Raw genomic sequence first — 25895 nt, forward strand, 5'->3', positions numbered from 1 at the left:
CCGGCGCGGGCGGCGCGCAGACTGGTCGTTGAGCTCGTCAGCTTGCCGCTTGTGCGGTGGCGTGCGGCCCACAGCCGCTCGTCAAGCCCACTGGTACGCCCGAGGCCGTTCGACGACTGCGGTAGCAACCCGCGTCGTGGTTCGGACGGACACCGAGGAGGTGATCGCGACTCTCACCACCGGTGGCCGCGGTCCTCGCACCCGGCCGCGCCGACCTGGTCCGGATGCGAGAGGACCTCGCCCTCTGACAGGAGGTGGCGGAGCTCGGTCGCGTCCGGCTCCGCCCGAAGTTGGCCCCCGTCACCTCAGGCTGACAGCAGCGGCTGCAGGAACTGGCTCGGGCTGCCGTGCCAGAAGATGTCGAGACTGTCGCGTGCCCGCGTCGCGGCGACGAAGAGCAGCGACCGGGCCCGCTGCAACTCCCGGCGGTGCCGCAGGGCATCGACGGTCCTCAGGCGCAGGACGTTCTCACGTGGCACGAGCCCCTGCGTCACACCGGCGATGATCATCCGCTGGTACTCGAGCCCCTTGAAGCGGAACATCGTGCCAATGTGTACGCCCTCGTCGCCGCGTGGCCCGTCGGGGCCGATTTCGACCGCGCGAATGCCGAACTGCGCGAGGGAATAGGCCACTTCCTGCGCCATCGTGTTGGTCGGAACACAGATGCCGATCTGCTCCGGCGGAATGTCGTCCCACTCGGCGATCAGCGCGGCGATGTCCTCCCGCTCCGACTCCCAGTCCGTGTTCGGGTGGAACGCCGGCCGGCCTCCGCTCAACACGGACCGGTAGCCCCCGAGGTTTTCCTCGTTGCCGTCCAGGTCGTCGAAGGACTCCCCGCGCAGCACCTCCAGCGCGGAGCCGAGGATCTGGCGCGTGGTGCGGTAGCTCAGCGAGAGCCTGGCCGACCGGCCGCGGATGTTGATGCCGAGGCTGCCCAGCGTCACCTGGTTGCTGTAGATGCGCTGGTGCGTGTCGCCGACGAGGAAGATGTCATTGCGGTCCCGGGCGACCATCGCGCGGAGCATCTTCCAGTGGCCCGGCTGCAGGTCCTGTGCCTCGTCGACCACGATGTGCCGGTAGCGATAGCGCAGCCAGCCCGCGGAAGTGTCCTGCAGATGGATGTTGTCGAGGCCGCCCGCCTCCTCGCGCTGCCGCTCCACGGCCTGGATGCGCTGCTCGCGCTCCAGCTCCAGCCGGGCCGCGCGCTCGGCGACCTGCGCCCAGGTCTGCCTGCCCAGCCGGTCCAGACGCTGGGCGAACCGCTCCGTCAGCTGCCAGATCTCGGCACGCTCCGGCCGGGTGACGTTCCGGCCGCGGCCGGCCCGGCGGGCGCGGAAGTAATCCGTACGGGACGCGACGGCCTGGCCGAGGATCACCTGCTTCCACTCGTCGTGCAGGAACTCCGCGTCCCAGCCAGTCTCGTCCAGCTCGTCGAGCATCGACCGCCACTCGCGCAGCGCCTGGTTGTCGTCGATGGTCTGCTTGCTGCTGCCCGGCTCCGCCTCGCGCACCACCCGCAGGGCGAGCTGGTCGACATGGCTGATCTCCACCCGGGCGAGCAGTTCTTCCCCGCCCAGCTCCAGCAGCCGGGCCCGCAGGTCCGCCGCCAGGTTCTTGTTGTACGTGGTCAGCAGCACGGGCTTGGTGCGCCCGGGCGGCAGTTGTGACACCAGGTGCCTGACGCGGTGGAGCGCGACGATGGTCTTGCCCGTGCCAGGGCCGCCGCCCACGCGCGTCGGACCGGAGTAGTTCCGCTCCACCAGCTTGGCCTGTGTGGGGTGCAGGAAGACCTTCCAGCGGCCGAAGTTGCCGCCCTCCAGGGCCTCGCGCAGCGAGTCGTCCGTGGTGGTGACCATGGTCGCCGGACGCTCGGCGGCTGCCTGGAAGTCGTCGGTGTCCACCGGTTCCGGCGCGGCGACCGGGGCCGTGACGTACTCCAGGACCTCCTGGTACGGCTTGCCGTCGAAGAGGGAGAGCAGCACCTCGCCGGTCAGCTGCGGCGCGTACTCGACGAGGCCGAGCAGCTGGTCTTCCGTGGTGAGGGTGCGCACCACCGGCAAGAGGGGCTCGGCCACGCCGAGCTCAGTGAGCTGCTCGTCCGTGACATGGGTGAACAACGCGACAGGCGCGGCAGGCGGTGCCGGTTCGGCCTGAGCGGGCGGTGCCGGTTCGGCCTGGGCAGGAGGAGGTGTCCTCGGCAGCAGCCGCTTGGCGAGAGACTCCTCGACGACCTGGAGATCGACGTACTCGATGCCACCGGTGACCGGGTTGACGCCGTAGGCGACCCGGTCGTACACGTCCTTGCGGTGCCTGACCGAGACGATCAGCCAGTCGTCGGAGTCGAGGCGCAGCAGCAGCGCGCGGTAGTCGTCGCTGACCCGCGCGGACCACAGCCGGTTGTCGCCGCGCAGCTGCTTCAGCCGCAGCCCGGAGGCGTTCGGGTTGGCCTTGAACTTGTGCTGGAAGTCGTAGATCGCGCCCTTGACCGTACGGGGGAGTCTCAGGATCTCCTTGTCGGCCTTGTCCAGCAGACGCAGAGTCACACTCGCGCTCATCGGTGGGATCTCCCCTGGGTCGTTCCGTCGTTGCGCTGATCACGATGTCCGGCCGCGCCGCCGCCTCGCACACCGAGCTGGTCGGCCAGCTCCTTCGCCGACCAGGCCCCGGCCGGGCGCACCTCCCAGCCCGCCGCGGCGAAGGCCCGGTCCCGGTCCTCCGCCTCCGCGTCGGGTTCTCCGTTGACCGGCTTGGGGGCCAGGACCACCCCGACCTTCGCGTCGGGCCAGGCCAGTTCGGCCATCCAGCCGCGGTCGTCGAGCTCGTAGCCGTCCCTCGGCGCGGGAGCGCCGAAGGAGGCGAGCGCGACCGCCAGCAGTTCGAGACCCGGCTCGTCGGGGTCGAGCAGCTCCAGCACGGACCCCCAGCCGCCGTCCCGCGCCCCGGCCGGCACCCCTGCCACGACCGGCTCCACCGGGGCCGCGACCAGAGGCGGTTCCGTGGCCGCCGGTGGCTGCGCAGGGGCGGCATCCTCGACGAGCGTGGTACGGGTGGACTCCAACCAGCCCGCGCCGCCCGCGACGGAGAACTCCTGAGCCGAGAACCCGTCGAGCAGGCTCGTGGTGAGCTGGGCGCTGTCGCCGCCGCCACGCTCGAGGAACTGCAGCAGGTTGCTCCAGTACAGCCACGCCCGCCAGCGCCGCTTATGACGTTCGTCCTCTGCGACGGCCGCGTCGCTGTCGTCGAGCACCGTGATAGCGGACCACACCGGCGGTGTCACCCGGCCGTCGGCCACGGCGACCACCGGGCAGCCGGAGCCGTCGGTCGCGGCAAGCAGCCGCAGCTTGCCCGCCTCCGCCTTCGGAGGTGTGCCGCGCAGCGCGGCCTCGATCTGGGCGCCCACCGAGCCCTCGCCGACGACGGCGGCCGCGGCCTGCGCCCCGGTCAGCCCCGCCACAGCGGCCTCCGCGCGTGCCATCCAGCCGTCGGCGTCCGGCGCGCGCAGATAGGCGATGAGCAGCTCGGCCGGGTTGAGCCACACCGTCTCGGCGAGTTCGCCGGGCAGACCGCGCCGCACCTTCGCGTAGTAGGCGCGTGCCTGGGCGAGGGCCTGCTCGCCGTACGGCCGCCACACGGGGTCGGCAGCGGCGGCGGGGGAGTAGCCCGTCTCGCGCACGCGGGTGCGCCACTCCTTCACGTCGTAGTACGTCAGCTGGAACACGCGCACGCCGTCGGCGCGCAGCCGGGCGCGCTTGACGGCGTCGTCGGCCAGCCGGTTGTGCCGGGGGCCGGCGTGGAACTCGTAGCCGTCCAGATAGAGGGCCAGTCGCGGTCCGGGGGCGTCGAGGCGCTCGAAGAGCACGTCGGGGCGCGTCCCGTCCAGGGTCCGCTGCTGGGATACCCGCCACCTGACCGTGGTGCCGTCAGCGCCGGTCAGGCGCAGGTCCAGGGAGTACGTCCCGGCAGCCGTCGTGTAGGCGTCGGCGGCGGCCTTGGCGTCGGGTTGCTCCGCCCACTCCTTCAGCGTCTCGACGTACATGACCTCGAGGTCGCTCTCGGCCTGCCGCTCCAGCGGAATGTGCTGGGTGGTGCCGACCCGCGCTGTCTTCCACGCCTCGCCGTCCTTGCCGAGCAACTCGTCCAGCATCTGCCGGACTTCGTTGCGGCTGACCCGGTCGTAGTCGCCGGCCGGCACGCGGCGCAGCAGACAGCGGTGGCAGCCGTCCTGCCCCTTTTCGATGCAGGGGCAGCTCTCGATGACCTCGCGGGCCTTGAGGAGTACCTCGCGAAAGCCGTCCGCCGACGCCAGCCGGTGCAGATACCCGGTGCCGCCGGGCAGCCGGTCGTACACGACGAGGAAGCGCCGGGTCCAGTCCGAGTCACCCCGGTCGGGCATGGACGCGGACGCGATGTCGATGTGGTCCGGGTCGCCGCCGTAACGGGCCGCGATACCCGCGAACAGAGCGGCCGTGAAGGAAGCGAGCCGCTCCTTGGCCCGGGCGACGGACGCGGGCAGGAGAATCCGCACCGCCTCCGTGGTCAGCTCGTGCGCGAGCAGCAGCGGAAGGTCCTGCCCCTTGCCCTGCTCCTCGCCACCGCCCTTCGTCCTGCGGCGCGGACACCACAGCAGATGGTGGGCGCTGGCCTTGGTGCTGGAGGCGAGCGAGTCGGTGAGCGCCTCCTGCGGCTTGTCGGCCACCGGCCGCCCGTCGGCGGTGGCGCCGCCGCAACTCGCGCACACATAGAAGGGGTTGATGCGTACGTCGTCGCCCGCGAGCGGGACCGTGCTGCTGCCGTCCTGCCGGTCGACGCCCAGATTCAGGGTGCGGATGACCGCCCGCCGGGTGAAGTCGACGCCGAATGTGGCCGTTTCGTGCCGCCAGGAGCCCGACGCGAGATGCACGGGGTCGATGTCAACAGTGGTGAGCATGGCGTACCGCCGCCGGTCGCGCTCGTCCTTGTCGTCCCGTACCCGGGCGTCGTCGCGTTTGTCGCGGGCGATGACCCGCCTGGGCTGGAGCACGTACTGCACACACCCGGCGTCCGCGATCTCCCGCCCGCCGCAGCGTGGGCAGGGCGAGGCATCGGCCTGGGCGTTGTCCGTACGGACGTAGCCGCAGGCCGGGCACAGCCGCCATACGGACCAGGCGCGGCGGTCGGGACTGCCGATGTCGAGTGCGCGCACCTGGTGGCGGTAGCCGTTGACGTAGAAGCTGTTGCCGGGGGCGAGTTCGGCGAGGGCGAGCCGCCGTGAGCGCTCGTAGTCGCGCACCTCGCTGCGGTAGGTCTTCCGGCCCTCCGCTGCGTCGGTTCCTGTGGGCTCCTCGGTCCAGTAGAGGGTGGCCTCCAGCTGGGTGGTGGTGTCCGCGAGGCTGTAGTTGGGCAGCAGACCCAGGTCGACCAGGGCGCCATGAGCGCCGGCCCGGCTGAGCTCGCGCAGCAGGTCGCCGGTGGTACGGCGCTCGGCCAGCAGCTCGCGGTACTCGCGGTCTTGTTCGTCGTAGCCGCGCACCAGCCCGACCATGGCCTCGTCGATGGCGGCGATGCGCCGCCGCAGCTCCTCGCGCCGCCCGGTCCAGTCCTCCTCCGCCTCCTGCAGGACGCGCACGATGTCGCCGGTCGCGTACGCCCGCAGCTCGCCGGCGGCATGGGGGGTGACGCCCTCACCGTCGTCCGCACCCCCGGCCGGGAACAGCGACAGGAACTCCTCCACCAGACGGGCCCCGTGGGTGACAGCGGCGTCGGCGAGATCCTGGCACCAGCCGGAGGACCCGAACAGCGCGGACACCAGCCGGGGCACTGGCATCAGCCGCTCGCCGTCGGAGGTGGTAAGTGCGCCGCGGGCGGCCAGGTCCAGCAGGTGCGCCGTGTACTGGCGGCGCAGGATCTCCACCGCGGAGAGGTAGCAGCCCGGCGGCACGATGTCGCCCGCGATCATCTCGCGCGGATCGTCGAGGTAGTACAGATCGCGGGCCCGGCGGCCGCCGAAGGCGATGATCAGCGCGTTGCCCGTCCTGCGGCCGGCACGGCCGGCCCGCTGGACGTAGTTGGCCGGGCCCTTGGGCAGCGACCCCAGCAGTACGGCCGACAGGTCGCCGATGTCGATGCCGAGTTCCAGCGTGGGCGTGCAGGACAGCACATTGGGATCGGTGTAGTGCGTACCCGACCGGAAGGTGCGCTCCACGCGCTCGCGCTGGGGGCGGGTCAGCATCCCCGTGTGCTCGGCGGTGACGACGCGGAAGGTCCCGCCGGTCAGGTACAGGCGCCGGTAGTAGTCGTCGCGGTAGTCGCGGGCGCGCGTCCCGCCGAAGCCGCCCGACCCGGAGCCCGTGGAGCTCAGGTCGGCCTGCGGGGCCAGCAGCATGCCCTGGCACCGGTAGCGCGGGCAGGGGTGCCCGTACCAGCGGGTGCGGCGCTCCGGCGGCACAACCTGCTGCCAGCCGCAGTCCGCGCAGCTCACGAACGCCTTGTTGACCACGTTGTCGTCCAGCAGCCGCACCTCGACATGGCCGGGCTGAAGGCCGTAGACCCTGGTCGTGCGGTCCTGCGCGGTACGCACCGACAGGGCGTGCTCCTCCACCAGGACGGGCAGGAGCCTGCGCAGATACTCCGTCGCCCCGGCCGCGTCCAGGCCGAGGCACCGCCTCGTCCAGTCCTGGTACCAGCCGAGCCGCCCCGTCACCGCGTCGAACACCGACCGGTCCTTCTGCCCGTCCAGCAGGAACCGTGGCGCGGCCACCCCGTCGGGGAACGCGGGCATGCCGTCGGGACGGCCGCCCCAGATTTTGAAGCGGGCCACACCCGCGTCCTTGATCCACGGCTCCAGCCACCGGTGCCGCACACCGCCCCTGATCCGAATGCGCTCCAACAGGCCGCGTACATAGGCGAGATACCGCTCCGGCGTCGGCAGCCCGCCCATCACGACCAGCTGCCCCGGCAGCGACAGGTGCAGGTCCCGGGCGAGCGCGGCGATCCGCTCGGGCTTGTCGATGACGACTTCGGCCGCGGCTGTCCGCGTCAGCTCCAGGGTGCGCCCCTGGCGTGAGCGCAGTCCGAACTCCATCACCGTGGCGAACGCCAGCCGCTCGCCGATGAGCTTCCAGGTCCGCGCGTCGCCCGTGCCCCGCCCGGACAGCAGCCGGTCCACGCCCGGTTCGTCGTGCAGGTCCGGCGGTACTACGGCGGCCAGTGCCTGCGGGTCGTCCACCGAATCCAGCACGTTGCCGATGAGGTCGTTGAGTGCGACCGGGGCACCGGACTCGTCCAGGTTGTGCGCCAGCAGCGAGCGCAGCGAGAACTTGTACGACGCGTTGGCCACATATCCGGCCCGGTGCGCCGCGTCCTGCGTCGAGTCGTTGAACAGCAGCGTCTTGCGCTCTTCCGGCGCGAGCGCGATGTCCCCGCCCGTGAACAGCTGGGTGACGGTCGCCGAGGCGAGCGCGGCCGGCGCGGTGCCGAGGAACCGGATGCCGTTGTCCGTGTTGCATGCCGGGCAGCGGTCGTCCGAAGCGGCCTTGTCCGCCGACTTCTTGTCCGTGATGGCGAGTGCGAACCAGGCGTCCTGCAACTCCTCGGCATCGCTCAACGCCGGCAGCCGGTACGTTCCCTGGGCCCCGTCGAGCACCACCACGGACAGCGGATCGGTGCCGCCGGACTTCGGCTTCGCGCCCGTCAGGGCGTTCAGCGCGGCCTCGGCCTCCGCCGGGGTGGCGGCGATGAAGTAGCGGATACGCCGCTTGTCCCGGCCGAGCCCCGCCCGCCACACCTTGTCCTGTGCCATGACGAGTTGCTGCGGATCGGCCTCCGGCGACAGCGCCGCCCAGCCCGAACGTCCGCAGTTGCGGCAGTACACGGCGGGCAGCGTGACCGTCGCCGGCCGCCGCGCCGTGTCTGTCCCCGGGACGGCCTGCGGCCGTCGCGAGTCGGCCGGTCGGCTGCCCGAATCCTCGCTCTCGCCACCCGCGGGCGGCGCGGCGGCGAGCGCGGCCCGCCTGGCCGTGCGGTCGTCCTCGTACCACCGGAACTCCGGCGCTCGCCCGACCCCGCGCAGCACCCGCGTCACCGGCCGCACCCACAGATGCGCCTCGATGTGCAGCAGCGGCCTCGGCCGCTTCTCGCTCGACTCGGGGTCGCGTGCGGCGGACAGCAGCGCCACGAACCGGGACAGCGCCTGGAGCGCGAGCCTCGGATTCTCCCGGGCGGTGCGCCCCCACGCGTAGCCGAGACTGCCCAGCAGGTCCCGCAACTCCCACTCACCGCGCGGCTCACCGTCGAGCAGGGACAGCACCTTGTGCGTGAAGTCGTGGCGCCCCAGCAGCCTGCCGATCTGGAAGGCGTCCAACCCATGCCGGTCCAGCAGCCGCGCCGCGAGCCCGTCGAGGTCCAGCAGGTCGGGGTGGGCTTCCACTCCCGGCCCGCCGGACGCTTCGATGACTTCCTTCGGCCCGGGCGGCTCGGGCAGTTCATAGTCGACCTCACCGGCGAACTGCTCGGCGGTCATCCGCTCCTCGCCGACCACCGCGTCCGGCCCGAACTCCACCCCGAACACCTGCGTCGCGACGTCGAGTATCCCCGTGCCCCCGCCGTCGCTCCGTCCCTCGCCGAGGGTGGCCGACGTCGCCACCGGACATATCCCGCCGAGTGGCCGCCCCGGCCGACTTTGCCCGGTCGCCGCGGCGAGCCGTCGCAGCAGCATCGCCACGTCCGTGCCCTGCGCGCCGTCGTACGTGTGGAACTCGTCCAGCACCACATACGTGATGTCGGCGTCCTGCCACAGCGGCAGGTCCTCGCCGCGCTGCAGCAGCAGGTCGAGCATCTTGTAGTTCGTGATCAGCACGTCCGGAGGAGAGACCCGCATCTCCTCGCGCCGCGTCATCACCCGCCGGAAGTCGGTGTCCGGCCGGTCGCCGATGTACAGCCCGGCCGTCACCTGCGCCAGCTCCGGCTGTGCCAGATACTCGCCGATACGCCCTGCCTGGTCGGTCGCCAGCGCGTTCATCGGGTACAGCAGCACGGCCTTGATCCCGCCGCGCCCGAGCGCCTTCTGCCTGCGGCAGTGATCGAGCACGGGCACCAGGAACGACTCTGTCTTTCCCGACCCCGTCCCCGTAGTGATCAGCGTCGGCCGCGCGGGCCCGTGCAGCGTGCTCAGCCGCTCCCACGCCTTGGCCTGATGCCGGTACGGAGCGAAGGCGGGCACCCAGTCGAGATGGCGCTGCCACCCGTCGTCCGCGGTGTGGAACGGCGTCCTGATCCGCAGATACGGCCCCCGGAAGATCCCGCTCTCCGGATGCCCGAGGAAACGCTCCAACGCGAGCCGGGTGTCCTCGTCGGCCAGTGCGTACGTCGTCGTGAGGTACTGGGTCAGACTGCCCCGCAACTGCGCGGCGGCCAGCGTCGGCCTCACGTCGTGCTCCCTGGGTGTCCTGCGGCATGCGGGTGAACTGGATCAACCGTATATCCGACCCCCGACATCGTGGTCCGTATCCGTGATGACGGGATATGATCCCTGACCGTTAATACGCTTTCGCGATTAAACATCACACTTCGCCCTGCGGCCAGGGGCGATACGACGCAGAGCTCTGGGGGGAGCTGCGATGGTCGAGTCAACGGATGCACGATTGGCGACCACCGCGCACGGAGCGCGTGACCGCCGACGCCTCGAGCGAGGCCTGCGTGGAGAGTCAACGGGGCACGGGCGCGTCGACCACCGCCCACACCGTCTTGCCGGGAGCGGCACTGCGCGGGGTGATGCCCCAGCGGGTGGCGAGCGCGTCGACGAGGATGAGGCCGCGGCCCGACTCCTCGTCAGGGGCAGGGCGTCTGGGCTCGCGGCAGGGGCGCTTCTCGGTGCGGGTGTCGGTGACGTCGATCCGCAGCGCGGTCGGGGTCGCCGCGAGGCGCAGGTGGAAGTCCCTGCCGGGTACGTGCCCGTGGCGCACGGCGTTGGCGACGAGCTCGGCCGTGATCAGCGTTACCGTCTCGTTGGCGGTGGAGTCGTACGGGTGGCCCCACTCGTGCAGCCGGTGCGAGACGAGCCGCCGGGCGAGCCGTGCGCCCCGCGGTGTCGAAGTGAACTGCATCGTGAACTCGTGGATGGTCGCCGGGTCATGAACGAGCCCCGCAGGCGGGGTGGTTGCCGGTTTCATGCCGCCAACGCTTTCGCCTCGCCATCACCGTTGACCAGTGGTGACGCGCGGACGGACACGCGGTGTACGCGCACGTGAGGGGGGTGTACGCGGCCGTGGTGCCGGTCACTTCATGAGCGGGCGGCCTGCTGACACCGCATGTGCTCCGCCGGACCGCCGAGCGGCGGCCGGGCGTCCGCCGCCTCGATCACCTGCTGCGCCTCATCGGCGAGGGGGATGACGACGGCGCCCGCGCCGTCGTCTCCGCGTTGGAGCGGGTGGTTCCGCGGGTGGCGCCGGCCGTCTTGCTGTCCGCGCTCGGGGCGATCCGCACCCGGAACCGGGAGCGGGTGGCACGGGTGTTCTTCCCGAAGGGCGCGACAGCGAAGACCCATGTGGTCGACGACGACAGGCCGGCGCTGCCCGCCACTCATCGCGATCAGAGAAGAAAATCCACTGAGGCCCAGACCGTCATTCCGGGCGGGCGGGCCTCGGCTGGTGGGCGGCGACGAACGGATCTCCATCCTGCCGCCCGAGGCGGCAGGATGGAGGCATGACTACGTCACGACGAACGCGTGCCTCAGTCGGTCCCTCGGTACTGCCTGGTTGGGATGTGCTCTACGACAAGCCGCAACACCACGCCCAGTACCTCCGGCATCGAGAGGTGGACGAGCACGCGTTGCTGTGCACAGTTCACGAGCGCGCGGTCGTCCTGAAGTTCTTCGAGGAGGACCGCGAACTGCTGAGTGAGGGTGGCTGGTGCGCCGGATGCGTGGCCGCTGCCGTACAGTAACCGACCCGCAGGGTTGCGAGTTGGGGTCGCGGCCATCTCCGGTGACGCAACACAGCGGCGGCCCCTGTGCGGCCCTCTCCGCCGTGCCGCGGGCCGCGGGCGGACGAAGTGGAGGGAGCCGGAACCGGCCCCGGCGGGCTGAGCCAGTCCGCGGGCACCAGGCAGCCCCGGCCCGTCAGACGATCCCGGCTCGCCGCGCGTGCAGTTCGGAGCAGACGAGTTCGAGGAGGCGACCGGTCCAGTTCCTGCCGCGGCCCGCGTTGTCGCCCCCGCCGCGACGTTGCGGAAGCAGGCCACCTGGGCCGCCTGTGTCGTCAGGTTCGTGATCGTGTTGAAGATCAGATAGGCGATGGAGAACTTCCCGCACCAGCGGATCACGAACATCCTGGTCGGCCACGGGCGTCGGGCGGCAGCCCGATGAACTGCAGGCAGATCGCCGAGGCACTGGGCTTGGAACCGGTTTCCCGCGAAGGTCGAAGGGGTGCGGTCGAAGGCGAAGCGCACCTCACACGATCCGTTGCCCACGTATGGCAAGCACTTTGCGATCTCTTGAACCGAACCCCCTAGGGTCGGGATTCGCAATGGATAACGGGGGCTTCGCGTGGGCAAGGGCAAGGACAGTGGCAAGGTCCTGGAAATCAACACGGCCGACATCAAGTTGACGGCGCCGATCTTCCACACACAGGGCAAGAACCTGAGCTCGGCGCTGACGACGCTTGTCACCACCCTGGACGGGCTCGGCTCACCGTGGGGTGATGACGAGCAGGGTAAGGCGTTCGGCGAGGCCTATCGCCCCCAGCAGAAGGTGATCGAGCGGGCCGCCGGCACCCTCGTCCTCGGTCTGATCAGCATTCACGAGGCGATGGCGGACATGGCGGACGGGCATGTCGACAACGACGAGTTGATCGCCGGGATGTTCACCAAGGTGAAGGCGAAGATCGATGGTGGCAACGGCAGGGATGCCCAGTGAGCATTGAGGACGAGGCCAAGGAGCTTCTGCTCAAGCTGGGCATGTGGTGGCCGGATGCGAACTCCGGCACGCTGCGCAGCGCCGCCGATGCCTGGCGGACGTTCGCCGATGCCGTCGATGACGTGCGGACCCCTGTCCATAACGCGGCATCCTCGCTCATCCACAACAACACGGGTGAGGCGATCGATGCGTTCGAGGTGTTCTGGGGGCGTTACGCCAAGGGCAAGGATGCGGGCTGGCTGAGCGATATCGCGAAGGCGTCCCGCAAGATGGCCGAGGCGTTGGACAAGTTCGCCGATGCTGTCGATGACGCCATCAACAAGCTGTGGACACAGATTGGCATCGACGCCGCCATCATCGTGGGCGGCATCGCGCTGGCCTTCTTCACCGCGGGTGCCGCTGCGGGCGCTGCTGCTCTGGCCACCGAGGCCCTCATTGAATTCGGTGCCGCGATGGGTATCGCAGTCACCACCACCGTCGCCGAAATCGCCGCAGGCACCCTCGTTGCTGCGGCCTTCGGGAGCGTGGAGTCGGTGACCATCGACGTGGCTGTCGCCCAGCCCCTGAAGATCGCCACCGGCATGCAGCAGGGCTTCAGCCTGGACGAGATCAATCAGGCGGCCAAGGACGGCATGATCTACGGCGGGGCCTTCGGCGCGGCCGGCGGCGTGGCGAAGGCCGGCGTCGAGGGGAACCTGTTCGGGAAGTTCAACGAGGTGCCGCTGATGCTGCGGCCGTCGACCCTCCGGCCCGACTTGGTCGAACTCGGACCAGCTGCCCGGCACGCGAAGAAAACCCCGTGCGTCGGGGAGCCGATCGACGTGGCGACCGGCGCCATGCTGATGACGCAGACCGATCTCACGCTGCCGGCCTCCCTCCCGCTGGTCTTCGAGCGCACCCACCTGTCCACGTACCGCGCGGGCATGTGTTTCGGCCCCACCTGGGTGTCCACCCTCGACGAATGCATCCAACTCGACTCTGAAGGAGTGGTCTTCGCCGCAGCCGACGGCATGCGCATGGTCTACCCGGTGCCGCAGCCCAGCGAGCCCGTCCTGCCGGTGAAGGGCGCCCTGTGGCCGCTCGAGTGGGACGGCAAGCCCGACGGTGTCATGACCATCACCGATCCGGTCTCAGGGGTCGTACGAAGCTTCAGCAACCCCGTGCCCTCGGACACATTGGGTGTCGTCCATCTCCCCCTGGACAGCTGGCACGACCGCAACGGCGCCCGCATCGACGTGGAACGCACGGCTGACGGCATCCCCACCGCGCTGCGCCATTCCGGCGGCTACTACCTGGCCGTCGAAACCCAGGGGCCGCGCATCACGGCCCTGCGCCTGCTGGATGAGGCCCCGTCACGGTACGAACCGTCGGAGTCCACCGCCAGCGGTGCGGTCGTGATGCGGTACGGCTACGACGACGCAGGCAACCTCACCGAGGTCATCAACTCCAGCGGCGAGCCGCTCCGGTTCACCAACGACGCGCTGGGCCGGGTCACCAGCTGGACGGACCGGAACGGCACCTCTTTCGCGTACTTCTACGACGCTCGTGGCCGCGTCGAGCGCACCGAGGGCAGCGACGGCTTCCTCTCCGGGGCCCTCGCATACGACGAGGCCTCGCGCACGACCAAGTACACCGACTCCCTCGGCCGCTCCTCCACACACCGCTACAACTCCGAGGGCCAGGTCATCGAGGAGACCGATCCGCTCGGCCACACCACCCGCACCGAGTGGGACGCGAGGGGTGACAAACCCCTCTCGGTCACGGACCCGCTGGGCCGTACGACGCGCTACACGTACGACGACATCGGCAACCTGACCGCGGTCACCCTGCCGGACCAGTCCGTCGCCCGGGCCACGTACAACACCCTCGGCAGGCTTACCGAGGTCATCGAGCCCGGCGGTGCGACTTGGCGGCACGCATACGACGAGCTCGGCAATCTGCTCACCACGACCGATCCTCTCGGCACCGAAACGCACTACAGCTACGACGAGTCGGGCCATCTGTCCACTGTCACTGACGCCCTGGGCCACACGCGCAGCGTCACGTCGGACGCAGCCGGGCTGCCTGCCGCGGTCACCGACGAGCTCGGACACATCACGGTGGCGCGCCGTGACACCTTCGGGCGGGTCATGGAGGTGACCGACCCGCTGGGCCATGCCACCCGTATGGGCTGGACGACCGAGGGCAAGCCGTCATGGCGCGAGTACGCGGACGGCACCCGGGAGTCATGGATCTGGGACCCCGAGGGCAACCTCCTCACCCACACTGACCCTGCAGGCAATACCACCCGCCACACCGCCACCCACTTCGACGTCCCCGCCACGCGGACGGACCCGGACGGCACGGCTTACGCCTTCGCGTACGACACCGAGCTGCGACTGACGGAAGTCGCCAACCCGCAGGGGCTGACCTGGTCATACGCGTACGACGAGGCGGGTCGTCTGATCGCGGAGACCGACTTCAACGGCCGGACGCTGGCATACACGCATGACGCGGCGGGCGGCCTGGTGTCCCGTACGAACGGCGCGGGCGAGACCATCCGTTTCACGCGCGATGCGCTCGATCGTATCACGGAGCAGCGCACCGACGCGGGTGATGTCACCACGTACGCGTACGGCACGGCGGGAGCACTGATCCACACGGCCAATGCGGACGCAGAGGTCGTCATCGAGCGTGACGCGCTCGGACGTACGCTCACGGAAACCGTCAATGGCCGCGCGACTGCCTATACGTACGACGTCCTCGGCCGCATCAGCCGACGAACGACCCCCTCCGGGCTGAGCTCGGAATGGACCTACGACCCGACAGGCCGGCCCGCGGGAATCGGCACCGAGGCCGGCTCGTTGACCTTCGCGTACGACGCCGCGGGCCGCGAGACCCAGCGGCGCCTCGGCGACGGCGTCATGCTCACTCAGGCCTGGGACGCGGCCCACCGCCTTACCGAGCAGTCCCTTTCACGCCGTTCGAACGAGGTGGACCGCCTCCTCCAGCACCGTACTTACGCCTATCGCGAGGACGGCTACCTCACCGAGATACGTGAACTGACTTCGGGTACTCGCCGGTTCGACCTCGACCGCATGGGCCGTGTCACGGGTGTAGGGGCGCACGGCTGGACCGAGACGTACGCCTACGACACCGCGGGCAACCTCACCCATGCCACGGCTCCCGCACACGAAACCTCCGGTGATCGTGAATTCAACGGCACCCTCATCAGCAGCGCCGGCCGCACGACGTACGAACACGATGCCCAGGGCCGCCTGATCCGCAAGACCCGCAAACTCCTCAACGGGCAGCAACGAACCTGGACGTACGCCTGGAACGCGGAGGACCGCCTGACCGAGGCGGTGACGCCGGACGACGAGCACTGGCGCTACGCGTACGACCCGCTGGGCCGCCGAATATCCAAGGAGCGCCTGGCAGATGACGGCTCGAATGCCGACCGCACGGAATTCACCTGGGACGACACCCGCCTGGCCGAGCAGAAGATGCCCGACGGCAGGGTCACCACCTGGGACTACGCGCCGGGCACCCACCGCCCGCTCACCCAGACCGACCACAGGCCGCTGGTCCGGGAGCCTGGCACGTCGCTGCTTTCCCAACTGGCCGAGGACACCTCGACCGACTACGGCACCCGCTTTCACGCCGTCATCACGGATTCACTCGGCACGCCGGCCGAACTGTTCACGCCTGACGGCGAACTGGCCTGGCAGCGCCGCACCACCCTGTGGGGCACGAGCTTCCCCGCCCCGACGGACACCGGGTCCGTGGACTGCCCACTCCGCTTCCCGGGCCAATACTCAGACCCCGAAACCGGCCTGAACTATAACTACTTCCGCTATTACGACCCCGAAACCGCGCGGTACATCAGCCCGGACCCGCTGGGCCTGGAACCGGCAGACAACCACCACGCCTATGTCTTGAACGCCTTGGGCTGGACCGACCCGCTCGGTCTGGTGCCCAAGTGCGGGATAGACCTTTCGAATGCGACTCCCCACAGCGGGCGTTTCCCCAAGTCTGCCGATCCGGGCGAAGTCCTGGTGCGCCGCAAAGAGGACGGGAGCGTGACTGCCTACGCTGTGTACGACGAGGATGGGCTCCCGCTGAAGCGGGTCGATGTGGACCCTGACTCCAAGCCGCACGGAGGGGTACCGGCACCCCACGTACTGGAAACACATAAGAACGTGAACCCCAAAACGGGCCAGGTATTCCTCACTTGGGATAAAATGCCGAGAGCAGCCAGGCCTGATGAATTGCCGCAATAAGGGACATCGAATGGACCCCATGAAGGACCCGCAGATCAAGAGATGGACGGAAGGCGCTGGTGTCGACCTCGATTACCTGGACTTCCTCTCCCAGCACGTAGGGCTGTCCGAATGGATCGCCCTGTCGCGCGTGTTCCTGCCGGAGTTCGTCGAGGTGGAGGGATGCGTGTTGTGGGATCGCTCGTACGATCCCGACAATTTTCGGATGTGGCACAACACATTGAAGGGGGATGTTGTCTCGATCGAAGCGACCCTGAATCAATTCAGGATGTGGCAATACATCGATATCGACGAAGATGCCGAATCCGAGGCCAATGCCTTCGCGCTGGCTCAGGAGATCGCGACCTCGTGGCGTCTCTCTCTCGGGCAGGCATTTCCGCAACGGAGCTTTGACGTACAGGCGACCGACACGGTGGACGGTCCGATCGTGTCTTTCACAAGCCTGGCGGGCGTCGACGGGCATGACGACGTTGGCTGACGAGAGCATCCATCCGTTCCGTATCGGCATCCACCAAGACGACGTGGACGATCTCCACGAGCGCCTTGACCGCACCCGCTGGCCGGACGAGCTGCCCGGAGTGGGCTGGGCATACGGCATCCCGCGCGACTACCTCAAGGAGCTTGTGCACTACTGGCGGCACGAGTACGACTGGCGGGTTGCGGAAGCCGGACTGAACGAGTGGCCGCAGTTCACCACCACGATCGACCGGGCGAACATCCACTTCGCACACATCCGGTCACCCGAACCGGACGCGACGCCACTGATGATGACCCATGGCTGGCCGGGCTCGATCGTCGAATTCGCCGAGGTCGTCGGCCCGCTCACCGACCCGCGAGCGCATGGAGGCGACCCGGCCGACGCATTCCATTTGGTACTTCCGAGCATCCCCGGGTTCGGGCTCTCCGGCCCGACCAGAGAGACAGGCTGGGAGTTCCGGCGCGTGGCCGCCGCGTTCGCCCATCTGATGGAGCGGCTTGGCTACGAGCGGTACGGGGTCCAGGGCGGCGACTGGGGAGCGGCCATCTCCCGCGAGCTCGGCCGCACCCGGCCGGACAGGGTCATCGGCGTGCACCTGAACCTGCTGCCGAACGCGGCCCAGACAGAGGAGCCCGGTGCGAAGGAGCTGAACGCACTGGGCGCGGACGAGCGCGAGCGCGCGCTGGCCTCCTGGGAACGCATCCGGACATGGAGCCGTGACCGTCAGGGTTACGCCGACATCCAGTCCACCCGCCCACAGACCCTGGCTTACGGCCTGACCGACTCGCCGGTGGGTCAACTGGCGTGGATCGTAGAGAAGTTCAAGGAGTGGACCGACTCCCGGGACCGCCCGGAGGACGCAGTCAAGCGTGACCAGGTGCTTACGAACGTGATGTTGTACTGGCTGACGGGCACGGCGGGCTCATCCGCCCGCATCTACTACGAGCGGGCGCACGCCGACTACTGGGGCACCCCACCCGAACCGTCGGCGACACCGACCGCTCTGGCCGACTTCCCTCGGGACAACTTCATCCCGCTGCGGCACATCGCGGACCGGACAAACAACATTGTGCAGTGGACGACATACGATCGGGGCGGCCACTTCGCAGCGATGGAACAGCCGGAGTTGCTGGTCGGCGGCATAAGGACGTTCTTCCGGAAGCTACGGGAGTGTGCCCCTGAATGACCGCCGATGGAGCCCGCGGGTGCCGCGGCTCGTGTACGCGGGCGTCCCTCGCCTCCGCCTTTCTCATGCGCGGTGACCGTGCCCGTCCCGGTGTCCATGGGGGCAGGTGCTCGGGGCCTGGACGGCTGGGAACCCCGGCCGGGTGGCGGCGGGCGAGCCGTGTGCCGTGGATGCGACAGAACAGGCGATTCACGGTCGGTCCGCGGGCTTCTCCCAGATCGAGACGTGCTGGCGGCTCTCGCTGGTGAAGGCCTCCCGCGTCCATCCGTCCCACCGGTCGCGCAGCCGTAGCCCGGCGAGCTGTGCCATCAGGTCGAGTTCTGCCGGCCACACGTACCGGAAGGGGATCGATCTGTACTCGCCGCGGCCGTCGATGACCTCGACGTAGTTCGAACTCATCGCCTGGGTGGCCACGTCGTAGGCGTCGAACGCCCACCGCGTCGGGCTCACGTGGAACGGCACGATGTGCTGCCCGGCCGGGAGCTTTCTCAGATCGGGAACCATGACCTCGATGACGAAACAGCCGCCGGGTTCGAGATGAGCCGCGACGTTGCGGAAGCAGGCCACCTGCGCCGCCTGTGTCGTCAGGTTCATGATCGTGTTGAAAACCAGATAGGCAGCGGAGAACTTCCCGTCCACCTTCGTTGTCGCGAAGTCGCCGATCGTGACGCCGATCGCGTTGCCGCCCGGCTTGGCGCGCATCCGGGCAACCATCGCCCGTGACATGTCGATGCCGTGAACCGGGACTCTCCGACGGGCCAGCGGCAACGCGATACGTCCCGTCCCGATGCCCAGCTCAAGGGCCCGGCCATCGCCGGCCAGCTCGGCCAGAACGTCGACCGCCGCATCTATGACTCTCGGAGTGAACATGTCTGCCGACGACTCGTCGTACGCAGCCGCAACACGCTCTCCGAAGTAGCCGTCCCCATCGTCCATCGCCAGACCGTACTGCGTAAGTTCTCGCAGGGCATGCGAATTTCAGGCTGCACGGACTGTGAAGGCGTGCGGGTGGTGCGCAGCACGATCTGCTCGGCCTGCGGTCGAGCAACTCCCCGTTGCTACCTGGTTTTCGCGGGGCGGGTAGTGCCCGTCTTCGCGGGAAGCAGGCGCCGGCCCGGCGGCAAGCGGCGGGCTACATGGGCGGTGTGGTCACGATGAGTGACGGTTGATGGTGGCGCGCCGAGCGGCGGCCGGGGCCACGTCGGCTACTGCCCGCGAAGTAGCGGGAATGCCTCCGCCGAGACGATGTCCGATCCGTCGGCGCTGCCTAGCGTGAGCCTCATGACAAGGAATTCTCGTGCGGTGCGGTTCACCATCATTGCCCTGCTGGCCATGGCCGCGACGATCGTGCTTCAGATCATGGGTGGGGCGGATTATCCCCTGGTTCCGCCGGGCCTGGTCCTGCCACTGGCCGCGGCGGCACTTCTCACCTGGCGGCCGAACCTGTGGACCTCGCTTTTCGCGCTGGCCAACGGCTTGTGGGTCGGTTTCGGGGCGATCGTCGCGCCTGAAGCAGGCGAGCACCTTCGCTCCGGGGGCACTCTGCTGGTCGCCTCCACTGTCGCGCAGCTCGTCACTCTCGTTGCCATCGTTGCTGGGGGCGCGGTGTTGCTGGCGCAGTCGCGTCGGCTCACCCGTTGAACGGCCCTCTTCCCAACGCCTTTTCTGAGAGGAAGTATCAGGTGAGCCTGATAGGAACCCGCCCGGCCTCGGTCCTCACAGCCGGATTCGCGCTGCTCGCAGCCTCTGCGGGTGACTTCGCCCAAGGCTACGACGGCCCCGGCCCGTTCATCTTCTTGGTGGCAGGACTCGTAGTGCTGCTCGTGCCCTGGCGGCAGATTGCCTGGCTGGCTGTCGCCACCTCGCTCTTCTTTCTGGTGGGGGCGATCGTCAACTTCGGGGATCTGGAGGGCGCTCTCGAAAGCGCTGAGGTGTTCCCGGTCATTGGGGTCGTCGTGCAGCTCGCCGGTTTCGTCGTCTCGGGTGTGGCGGGGCTCTTCGCGCTGGGGAAGCGGCGACCCGGTACGGAACGAAGCCCAGCACGTCGACAACGCGTTTGATCGGGGCAGCAGGGGCATGTCCAACGGCCTGATCGAGTCCACCAACACCGAGACCAGCCTGATCATCCGCCGGGGCTGCGTGCGGGCGTTAGCGGAGGTGGATGCGGTCGCCGGCTACCGGACTGCTGGTGCGGGTCAACTCCGCGATCGATGGCCTGCACAGTAACGGTCGACTCGCGGCGGCTCCGAGCTCGACGCTCTCGCCGAGGAACTCTGGTGGCCGAGCGCGAGAGCCCCGGCGGGATCCGCGACCTCTTGGAGGACACGGGCCGCCGCCTACCGGCCCGAGAAGAGACGGTGGCCCATGGTCCGCCCGGTGGTCCTGGCCGCGCCACCCAGGGCTCCCCTTTCTCGGTGCACAGGCGGGCAATACGGTCGTCACCGCCGGCGGCCGACCAAGGGGCCTGGCACCCGTATCCGCAGCGAGAAGGGACTGCGCTGGGGAGGACGACCTCTCGCTGCTGCAGGCCGATGCACTAGACAGCTCCGCCCGCGGGAGGTGGGGCCGGCGGGGGAGTTTGCTGGGCGGCCGCGACCGCTGTGACGCGGCGTGCGGGCCTGCCCAGCGCGTTCTCCAGAGTCCGCCCCGGCATACGGGACAGGCCGAAAATCACCGCGAGAGAGACCGACGGCGCGCCGACCGCGAACGCCGCGACCAATGGCTCGCCTGCGTCGAGGCTGTACTTCGCGAAGAGGAGCATGGCGGCAACGGATGTGAGGGCGAACAGTTGCCCCGCAGTTCGCTGGCCGATGGCTGCCCAGGCCAGGCGCCGCCGGTGGCGTTCGTGCGTGCGGAATTCCTCCCAGATCTCCGCGGCCAGGCCGGGTTTGACGGACTCCCACTCCTTGGCGACCTTCGCGTCCCAGCGGGGGCCGGGACCTTCGTCCTGCCGCGCCATCACTGCTCCCGGCCGTTGACGGGTTCGGCGTTGCTGTCAGCGCCGGTGTCGCCCTCCGGGTACACCCGGGAAAGGAACGCGTCCTCGAGCCGCTGAACCCATGCCAGGGCGGCGGAAGCCCTTACGTGCCCGGCCCGGGACGCCCGGCGCAGCCACTTGGTCGCCTCCAGGAATTCGTCCTGCTCCGCCAGCAGCAGCCCGAGATTGTAGGCGGCGTGGGAGCTTCCGCGTTCTGCGCCCCGGAGCCACCACCGTTGGGCGCGCTCCAGGTCGCCCCGCTCCTGCCACAGAAGACCCAACAGCGAATCCGCGTCTGCCACACCCTGTTCGGATGCCACGGTCCAGGCACGTTCAGCTTCCTTGAGGCGCCCCGCGCGACGCAGGAGCAGCCCGAGGTCCTTGCCCGCCAAGGCGTGACCGCTGTGGAAGGCCGACCGTAGACACCGCTCGGCCTTCGCGGCGTCGCCTGCCCTGACGAGCGCCAGGCCCAAGTAGTGCTCTGCTCGTGCGTCGCTCCGGGTGGATGCCTCCCGCCAGAGGGTCTGCGCCTCCTGTACGGCGCCCGATCGGAACCGGAGCACTCCGAGGTCGGTGAGGGCCCGCAGGCTGCCGGTGTCCGCCAGCCCCCTGAGCAGCTGGGCAGCAGGGGCGGTCTGGCCACCACGAACGAGATCGATCGCGCGAAGGTGGGATTCGTCCGCGAACGTCGGCGTGTCCTCGGCGGGCGGCGGCCCCAACGCGGCGTAGGCGGAGGTCCAGTGAAGTCTCAAGCGCTCGTGGAAGTCGTCGGCCCTGTCGTGCCCACCGGCCGGTGGATGGCCGGGTGCGATGACGTCGAGTGCGCCGTCCAAGACGTTCCGCCACGCCACTGTCCCACCCCCACATCAACTCGGTCCGCGCCAATGCTAGGGCGTAGAGGGTCAGTTGGGTGCCGCGAGTCCCTATCTGCTCTGGAATGGCCGGCGGAGCCGACCAACGGGTCGGGTCGGGCGCGGCGTTGGCGGCTGTCTCTGCCATGCGGTCGTGTTGGCCGTGGATGTACCTGGCCCGGAGCCGCGGGGTGCAGGTCGGTGCGGTCGCACGGATGGGGGAGTTCGGGGCCATGGGGCCCGAACTGGGGTGTGGCGTGCGCAACGGACCGCGAGCGCTGGTAGGACCGCGGACCGTCATTCCGCCAGGGGCTCGGGAACCGCTGAACTGCCGGGTGACGACAAGGACGTCGCCAGACGTGGACTTCAGCACGCTGGAGGCGTCGTGCACCTGGGCGGACGAATCCGCGGTGCTGAAGGTGAGCGAGGTTACGCGGTCCGGGGTCGAAGCCCATGACGTGGACCTCGATGCCTTCGTGGCTGAGGTGAACGCGATTCGCGATGACGTACGGGTGAGCTGAAGCCACTCGCCGGGGCGGCGGGCGAAAGCGGCCGTCCGTCGCCGTTGTTGGTGTCAGAGCTCGGGTGCGAGAAGTGTCAGCCGCAGGATCGCCGCGAGGAACAGCGCCGTCGGAACGGTGAACCACCACCGGCGCAGCCACCCTGCCTTCACGAACAGCAGTGTCAGCAGCGCGGTGACGACGGTCAGGCCCAGCGCGGTGCCTGCCGCGAAGCCGGAGTGGGAGACGGTCTCCTTGTCCCAGGGCCCCGCCGGCTCGGCCGCGTATGCGAGAAGCAGCAAGTACACCGTGATCAGCTGCGCCACCACGAGCACCGAGGCACACACGGCAGAACCGACACGGCCGGCAGGCGGGGTCGGGCCGACCGCGCGCCTCGGCACCGTAGGGCTCGTGGCATCACTCACCGCAGGGCCTCCTTGGCCTGGTCCAGCTTGTTGTCGAAACCACGACCGTACCCCTGAGCAGCATCGGTCTCGTAATACGGACCGCCGTTGTAGCGGGCGGCCAGCTCCTGCATCTGCGCCCGCGTCATCTGGTCCGGTGGCACATCGGCGAAGCTGCTCTCCGCCTTCAGTTGTGCAAGGTATTCGGAGGCGATGAAGATGTTCGTCCCCGGGTCCTTGATCGCGTCCACCACTGTGCTGCGCTGGAGGTCCGTGAGATTGTGCGGGTCGTAACCGAGCACCTCGGCGGCGCGCCGCACCTGGATGGCCATGGGGCCCATGGATGTCCGGTCAGGGTCCTCGCTACCAGGAATGATCTTACGGCCCTCGTATGCCAGGTCGTCCAGCACGCCGGGATCTCCTTCGACCTCCTGCCAGGCGATGCCCGCGATCATCTCCGGCGGCAGTCCCGAGTCCCCGGCGGCGGCCTTGATGAGCTCCTTGTTCGCGGAGATGTACGAGCGGCGTCCCTCGTCGTCGTTCGACGGGAGCCAGTAGTTGTTGCCCTGGCCGTCGGGCAGTCCGTCCACGCGCGTCTGGATGCGGTAGAGCGCCTCCGAGACGACCACGTCGCGGCCCACGGTGGGTATCGCGTCGACCTTCGGCCCGGAGCCCGGCAGCTGGGTGTTCGGGTCGTCGCTCGCCTCGCGGGCCTCCGCCTGCAGGGGCCCAAGGTTCTTCAGGAACTCGGCCGCGTCAGGCAAGGTCCCCTGGTAGTCGGGAATCGACTTGTACGCCGTCTTGAGATCGGCAAGGCACAACTCCCGCGCGGTGGACTCCACGCGGAGCGCGTCACCATAGTGGTCCTTGGTCTGGTTGTAGAAGCGCTCGGCTTCTTCTCGGATCGCGTCGAGATCCACGGTCACTTCGGCAAGCCAGTCAAGCACGCCCGTGCTGGCGCGCAGATCCTCCCATTGCCGCAGGGGTTCTGCTGCCCGTGCGGTGGGAGTGATGGCCTGAGCTTCACGGGCCATGACCTCGGAAAGTTTGCCCTCGGTGTGCTGCCCGTTCTTGTAGTGCACCTTGGCGGTGGTGACCGCATCGGCGTACGCGGCAAGCGCGGAGCCCGCCTTGCGGAAGGCTTCCGAAAGCGCATCGGCCAGGGTCTTGCTCTCGCTGAGCCGTTTGATGTAGAGGTCGCGGGCCTCACTGACCCACTCGACCTTCCCGGCCTTGCGAAAGGCGTCGTCGGTCGACTCGATGAGTGTGTGGAGACGCCGGAACTCGGCAACATTGCGATCGATGAGCGTCGGATTGGCGTCCTCGAGGAAGTGAACGTCTTCACGGTATGCCACGGCGGATCACCTGTTCTCCGGCGGCACGAACCGGCCGCAGTCGAGCATTGCGTTCATCTGACCCTGTACGCCCTTGTCCACGATCGTGTAGTCATCGCCGGCGGACTTCAGCTTCGTGGACAGGGACGCAAGCAGAACGACCATGTCGTTGTACTGGTCCTTGGCGAACCGGGCGAGCGTGTCGACCTGCGAGGCAACATCCGCGTGTGCGCGGGGTACGCGGGCCTGGGTCGCGTTCTCGCCGTCCATGCGTCCCTCGTAGAGGAGGCCCGCGATCTCCATGAGCAGGTGAGAACTACCGTCGAGAGAAGCGGCGTTGACTGAGTACCCGTCGCCATGGGCCGCCGGACCGCCGGGGTGGTCGCCACCTGACGGTGCTTGGTTGAGTTGCATCTGCGTGGCATCTTGCCGCCGGGCGAGCGCAGCCTCCTTGAGGCCGGCCCATTCCTCTGCGAACGACATCGCTCATGTCCCCCGTGAGCTTGTGCTTGCGTGCGAACACGAGTGCGCACCTTCCTTCCCAGAGTGCCACACCCAGCGCCGACGTTCATGAGCGATATCGCGTCTGTGAACTATGCCGCTTCCGTGGGAACTTCGAGCGGGGAAAGCCGACCTGACGGGTTGTCGTGGGGCAGGTCGAGTTGGGGCACAGTCCTCGGGAAGTGGTCGCTGCAGGCTAACGGCGGCATGCGCGGCGTACGTGCCCTGTGCCGCTCGGACGGTGGAGTTGCTTGGCGAAAGGGGGGCGAACTGGGGTGTGGGGTGCGTAGCGTTGATCGGAGGCGGGGCGTGACCGGACGGGGGCGCGGTGTACGCGCGGGTGGGGTGGTTGTACGCGGTGTGGGGCGTGACCGGGGGTGGGGTGGTGGCGTTGGGTGTGGGCGTGGGTGCGCGGGAGGTGGTGTGCGGATGACGATGGACGACGAGCAGCAGCAGGCGGAGCAGGGGCCCGGGTCGGGCATCTTGCATGTGTTCGGGCGGCAGTTGAAGCGGTTTCGAGAGTGCACGGAGTACGACCGGACGGCGTTCGGGTCGATGACGGGGTACTCGGCCTCGACGATCGCGTCCTACGAGCAGGGGCGGCGCGTTCCGCCGCCGCGGTTCATCGAGCAGGCGGATGAGCTGCTGGGGGCGCGGGGTGTGTTGGCGGAGATGAAGGAGGAGGTGGCGCGGGCGCAGTATCCGCCGTTCTTCCGCGATGCGGCGCGCTTCGAGACGGAGGCCGTCGAGCTGCATGTGTACGCGAACCAGGCTGTACCAGGCCTGTTGCAGACCGAGGAGTACGCGCGGGCCGTGTTCACCATGCGGCGGCCGCTGCTGAGCGACGAGACGATCGAGGAACGGGTGACCGCTCGACTGGCTCGGCACGAGATCTTCGCGCGGAAGCCGCTGCCGACGATCAGCTTCGTCATCGAGGAATCAGTGCTCAGGCGGCCCCTGGGCGGTGACGGCGTGATGCGCGGGCAGCTTGAGGAACTTCTGCTGAGCGGGGAGCGACGCAACGTCGCGATTCAAGTGATGCCGAATCGGCGGGAGGAGCACGCTGGTTTGGCTGGACCGTTCACCTTGATCGAGACGCAGGAAGGGCGGAGGATCGCCTACGTGGAGGCATACAAGCACAGCCGTCTCTACACGGATCGGAGGACTGTCCGCGAGCTCGAAGAGCAGTACGGTCTCCTCCGGGCCCAGGCGCTCACTCCGCGCGAATCGCTGGCCCTTATCGAGAAGTTGCTTGGAGAGACATGAAGGTCGAAGAGACTGTGCCGACTGTGCCTGAGCTGGCGTGGTTCAAGAGCAGCTACAGCAGTGGCGAGGGCGGCGAGTGCGTGGAGGTCGCGGCCTGCCTCGGTGTTGTGCACGTCCGCGACTCCAAGGACACCACTGTTCCGATGCTCACCCTGCAGCCGCAGGTGTGGGACGCCTTCGTCGGGTTCGCGGTGGGGAGCGGTGCCGTGTAGGTACGTGGTCGGCTTGACGTGGGGCAGTTCCCGGGCG

At 68.9% G+C, this 25895-nt stretch carries 20 protein-coding genes and 1 pseudogene; 11 read left to right on the forward strand and 10 right to left on the reverse strand.

The window, feature by feature from the left end:
- Nucleotides 1-305: 305 nt before the first annotated feature.
- From ACWDO5_RS05880 to ACWDO5_RS05890, 3 genes are all read right to left on the reverse strand, one after another.
- The gene (locus ACWDO5_RS05880; RefSeq protein WP_450528741.1) at nt 306-2555 is read right to left on the reverse strand and encodes a UvrD-helicase domain-containing protein; all 2250 of its coding nucleotides are present in this window, start codon (nt 2553-2555) and stop codon (nt 306-308) included.
- On the reverse strand, nt 2552-9403 hold the full coding sequence (locus tag ACWDO5_RS05885) for a DEAD/DEAH box helicase (RefSeq protein WP_450528743.1): 6852 nt from the start codon (nt 9401-9403) through the stop codon (nt 2552-2554). Before ACWDO5_RS05885 ends, ACWDO5_RS05880 begins: the two co-directional genes overlap by 4 nt.
- Nucleotides 9404-9680: 277 nt before the next feature.
- A complete protein-coding gene (locus ACWDO5_RS05890) occupies nt 9681-10145 on the reverse strand; it encodes an ATP-binding protein (RefSeq protein WP_450528745.1) in 465 nt (154 codons plus the stop codon).
- Nucleotides 10146-10285: 140 nt separating this feature from the next.
- Between ACWDO5_RS05890 and ACWDO5_RS05895 the strand changes: the two genes are divergently transcribed.
- Together ACWDO5_RS05895 and ACWDO5_RS05900 are read left to right on the forward strand one after the other, a co-directional pair.
- Nucleotides 10286-10681 carry a hypothetical protein gene (locus tag ACWDO5_RS05895; RefSeq protein ID WP_450528747.1) on the forward strand — a complete coding sequence of 132 codons (396 nt, stop codon included), beginning with the start codon at nt 10286-10288 and terminating at the stop codon, nt 10679-10681.
- Nucleotides 10678-10917: a hypothetical protein gene (locus ACWDO5_RS05900; RefSeq protein ID WP_450528808.1), complete on the forward strand. Its 240-nt coding sequence runs from the start codon at nt 10678-10680 to the stop codon at nt 10915-10917. Before ACWDO5_RS05895 ends, ACWDO5_RS05900 begins: the two co-directional genes overlap by 4 nt.
- A 270-nt stretch (nt 10918-11187) precedes the next feature.
- On the opposite strand, the pseudogene ACWDO5_RS05905 reads toward ACWDO5_RS05900, so the two are convergent.
- A pseudogene (locus tag ACWDO5_RS05905) lies at nt 11188-11280 on the reverse strand (SAM-dependent methyltransferase); the annotation flags it as partial.
- Between the two features lie 238 nt (nt 11281-11518).
- Between ACWDO5_RS05905 and ACWDO5_RS05910 the strand changes: the two are divergent.
- The 4 genes from ACWDO5_RS05910 to ACWDO5_RS05925 are packed head-to-tail and all read left to right on the forward strand — an operon-like array spanning nt 11519 to nt 17813.
- Nucleotides 11519-11887, forward strand: coding sequence for a hypothetical protein (locus ACWDO5_RS05910; RefSeq protein WP_450528748.1), 369 nt, complete (start codon nt 11519-11521; stop codon nt 11885-11887).
- Nucleotides 11884-16149: a DUF6531 domain-containing protein gene (locus ACWDO5_RS05915; protein WP_450528750.1), complete on the forward strand. Its 4266-nt coding sequence runs from the start codon at nt 11884-11886 to the stop codon at nt 16147-16149. The genes ACWDO5_RS05910 and ACWDO5_RS05915 overlap by 4 nt, the downstream gene beginning before the upstream one ends.
- Nucleotides 16150-16168: 19 nt before the next feature.
- Entirely contained in the window at nt 16169-16627 is a 459-nt protein-coding gene (locus tag ACWDO5_RS05920; RefSeq protein WP_450528752.1) for a hypothetical protein, read from the forward strand.
- On the forward strand, nt 16611-17813 hold the full coding sequence (locus ACWDO5_RS05925) for an epoxide hydrolase family protein (protein WP_450528753.1): 1203 nt from the start codon (nt 16611-16613) through the stop codon (nt 17811-17813). Before ACWDO5_RS05920 ends, ACWDO5_RS05925 begins: the two co-directional genes overlap by 17 nt.
- 189 nt (nt 17814-18002) lie before the next feature.
- Here ACWDO5_RS05925 and ACWDO5_RS05930 read toward each other — a convergent pair whose 3' ends face one another.
- A complete protein-coding gene (locus tag ACWDO5_RS05930; RefSeq protein ID WP_450528754.1) occupies nt 18003-18749 on the reverse strand; it encodes a class I SAM-dependent DNA methyltransferase in 747 nt (248 codons plus the stop codon).
- 345 nt (nt 18750-19094) lie between these two features.
- Between ACWDO5_RS05930 and ACWDO5_RS05935 the strand changes: the two genes are divergently transcribed.
- Both ACWDO5_RS05935 and ACWDO5_RS05940 read left to right on the forward strand, forming a co-directional pair.
- Nucleotides 19095-19454 (forward strand): hypothetical protein, encoded by a 360-nt coding sequence (locus ACWDO5_RS05935; protein WP_450528755.1) that lies wholly within the window; start codon nt 19095-19097, stop codon nt 19452-19454.
- Between the two features lie 41 nt (nt 19455-19495).
- Nucleotides 19496-19873 carry a hypothetical protein gene (locus ACWDO5_RS05940; RefSeq protein ID WP_450528757.1) on the forward strand — a complete coding sequence of 126 codons (378 nt, stop codon included), beginning with the start codon at nt 19496-19498 and terminating at the stop codon, nt 19871-19873.
- 476 nt (nt 19874-20349) lie between these two features.
- On the opposite strand, the gene ACWDO5_RS05945 is transcribed toward ACWDO5_RS05940, so the two are convergent.
- Together ACWDO5_RS05945 and ACWDO5_RS05950 are read right to left on the reverse strand one after the other, a co-directional pair.
- Nucleotides 20350-20772, reverse strand: coding sequence for a hypothetical protein (locus ACWDO5_RS05945; protein ID WP_450528759.1), 423 nt, complete (start codon nt 20770-20772; stop codon nt 20350-20352).
- A complete protein-coding gene (locus ACWDO5_RS05950) occupies nt 20772-21641 on the reverse strand; it encodes a tetratricopeptide repeat protein (RefSeq protein WP_450528760.1) in 870 nt (289 codons plus the stop codon). The genes ACWDO5_RS05945 and ACWDO5_RS05950 overlap by 1 nt, the downstream gene beginning before the upstream one ends.
- A gap of 359 nt (nt 21642-22000) precedes the next feature.
- On the opposite strand from ACWDO5_RS05950, the gene ACWDO5_RS05955 reads away from it, so the two are divergent.
- A complete protein-coding gene (locus ACWDO5_RS05955; RefSeq protein ID WP_450528762.1) occupies nt 22001-22162 on the forward strand; it encodes a hypothetical protein in 162 nt (53 codons plus the stop codon).
- 53 nt (nt 22163-22215) lie between these two features.
- Here the strand turns inward: ACWDO5_RS05955 and ACWDO5_RS05960 are convergent, their stop codons facing one another.
- The 3 genes from ACWDO5_RS05960 to ACWDO5_RS05970 are packed head-to-tail and all read right to left on the reverse strand — an operon-like array spanning nt 22216 to nt 24362.
- Nucleotides 22216-22566, reverse strand: coding sequence for a hypothetical protein (locus ACWDO5_RS05960; protein WP_450528763.1), 351 nt, complete (start codon nt 22564-22566; stop codon nt 22216-22218).
- Entirely contained in the window at nt 22563-23900 is a 1338-nt protein-coding gene (locus ACWDO5_RS05965; protein WP_450528765.1) for a hypothetical protein, read from the reverse strand. The genes ACWDO5_RS05960 and ACWDO5_RS05965 overlap by 4 nt, the downstream gene beginning before the upstream one ends.
- Before the next feature lie 6 nt (nt 23901-23906).
- On the reverse strand, nt 23907-24362 hold the full coding sequence (locus ACWDO5_RS05970) for a hypothetical protein (protein WP_450528766.1): 456 nt from the start codon (nt 24360-24362) through the stop codon (nt 23907-23909).
- Between the two features lie 453 nt (nt 24363-24815).
- Here ACWDO5_RS05970 and ACWDO5_RS05975 point away from each other — a divergent pair, with 453 nt between their 5' ends.
- Both ACWDO5_RS05975 and ACWDO5_RS05980 read left to right on the forward strand, forming a co-directional pair.
- A complete protein-coding gene (locus ACWDO5_RS05975; protein ID WP_450528804.1) occupies nt 24816-25646 on the forward strand; it encodes a helix-turn-helix domain-containing protein in 831 nt (276 codons plus the stop codon).
- Nucleotides 25643-25858, forward strand: coding sequence for a DUF397 domain-containing protein (locus ACWDO5_RS05980; RefSeq protein ID WP_450528768.1), 216 nt, complete (start codon nt 25643-25645; stop codon nt 25856-25858). The genes ACWDO5_RS05975 and ACWDO5_RS05980 overlap by 4 nt, the downstream gene beginning before the upstream one ends.
- Nucleotides 25859-25895: the final 37 nt, after the last annotated feature.

The sequence above is a fragment of the Streptomyces sp. NPDC000880 genome (assembly GCF_053599675.1).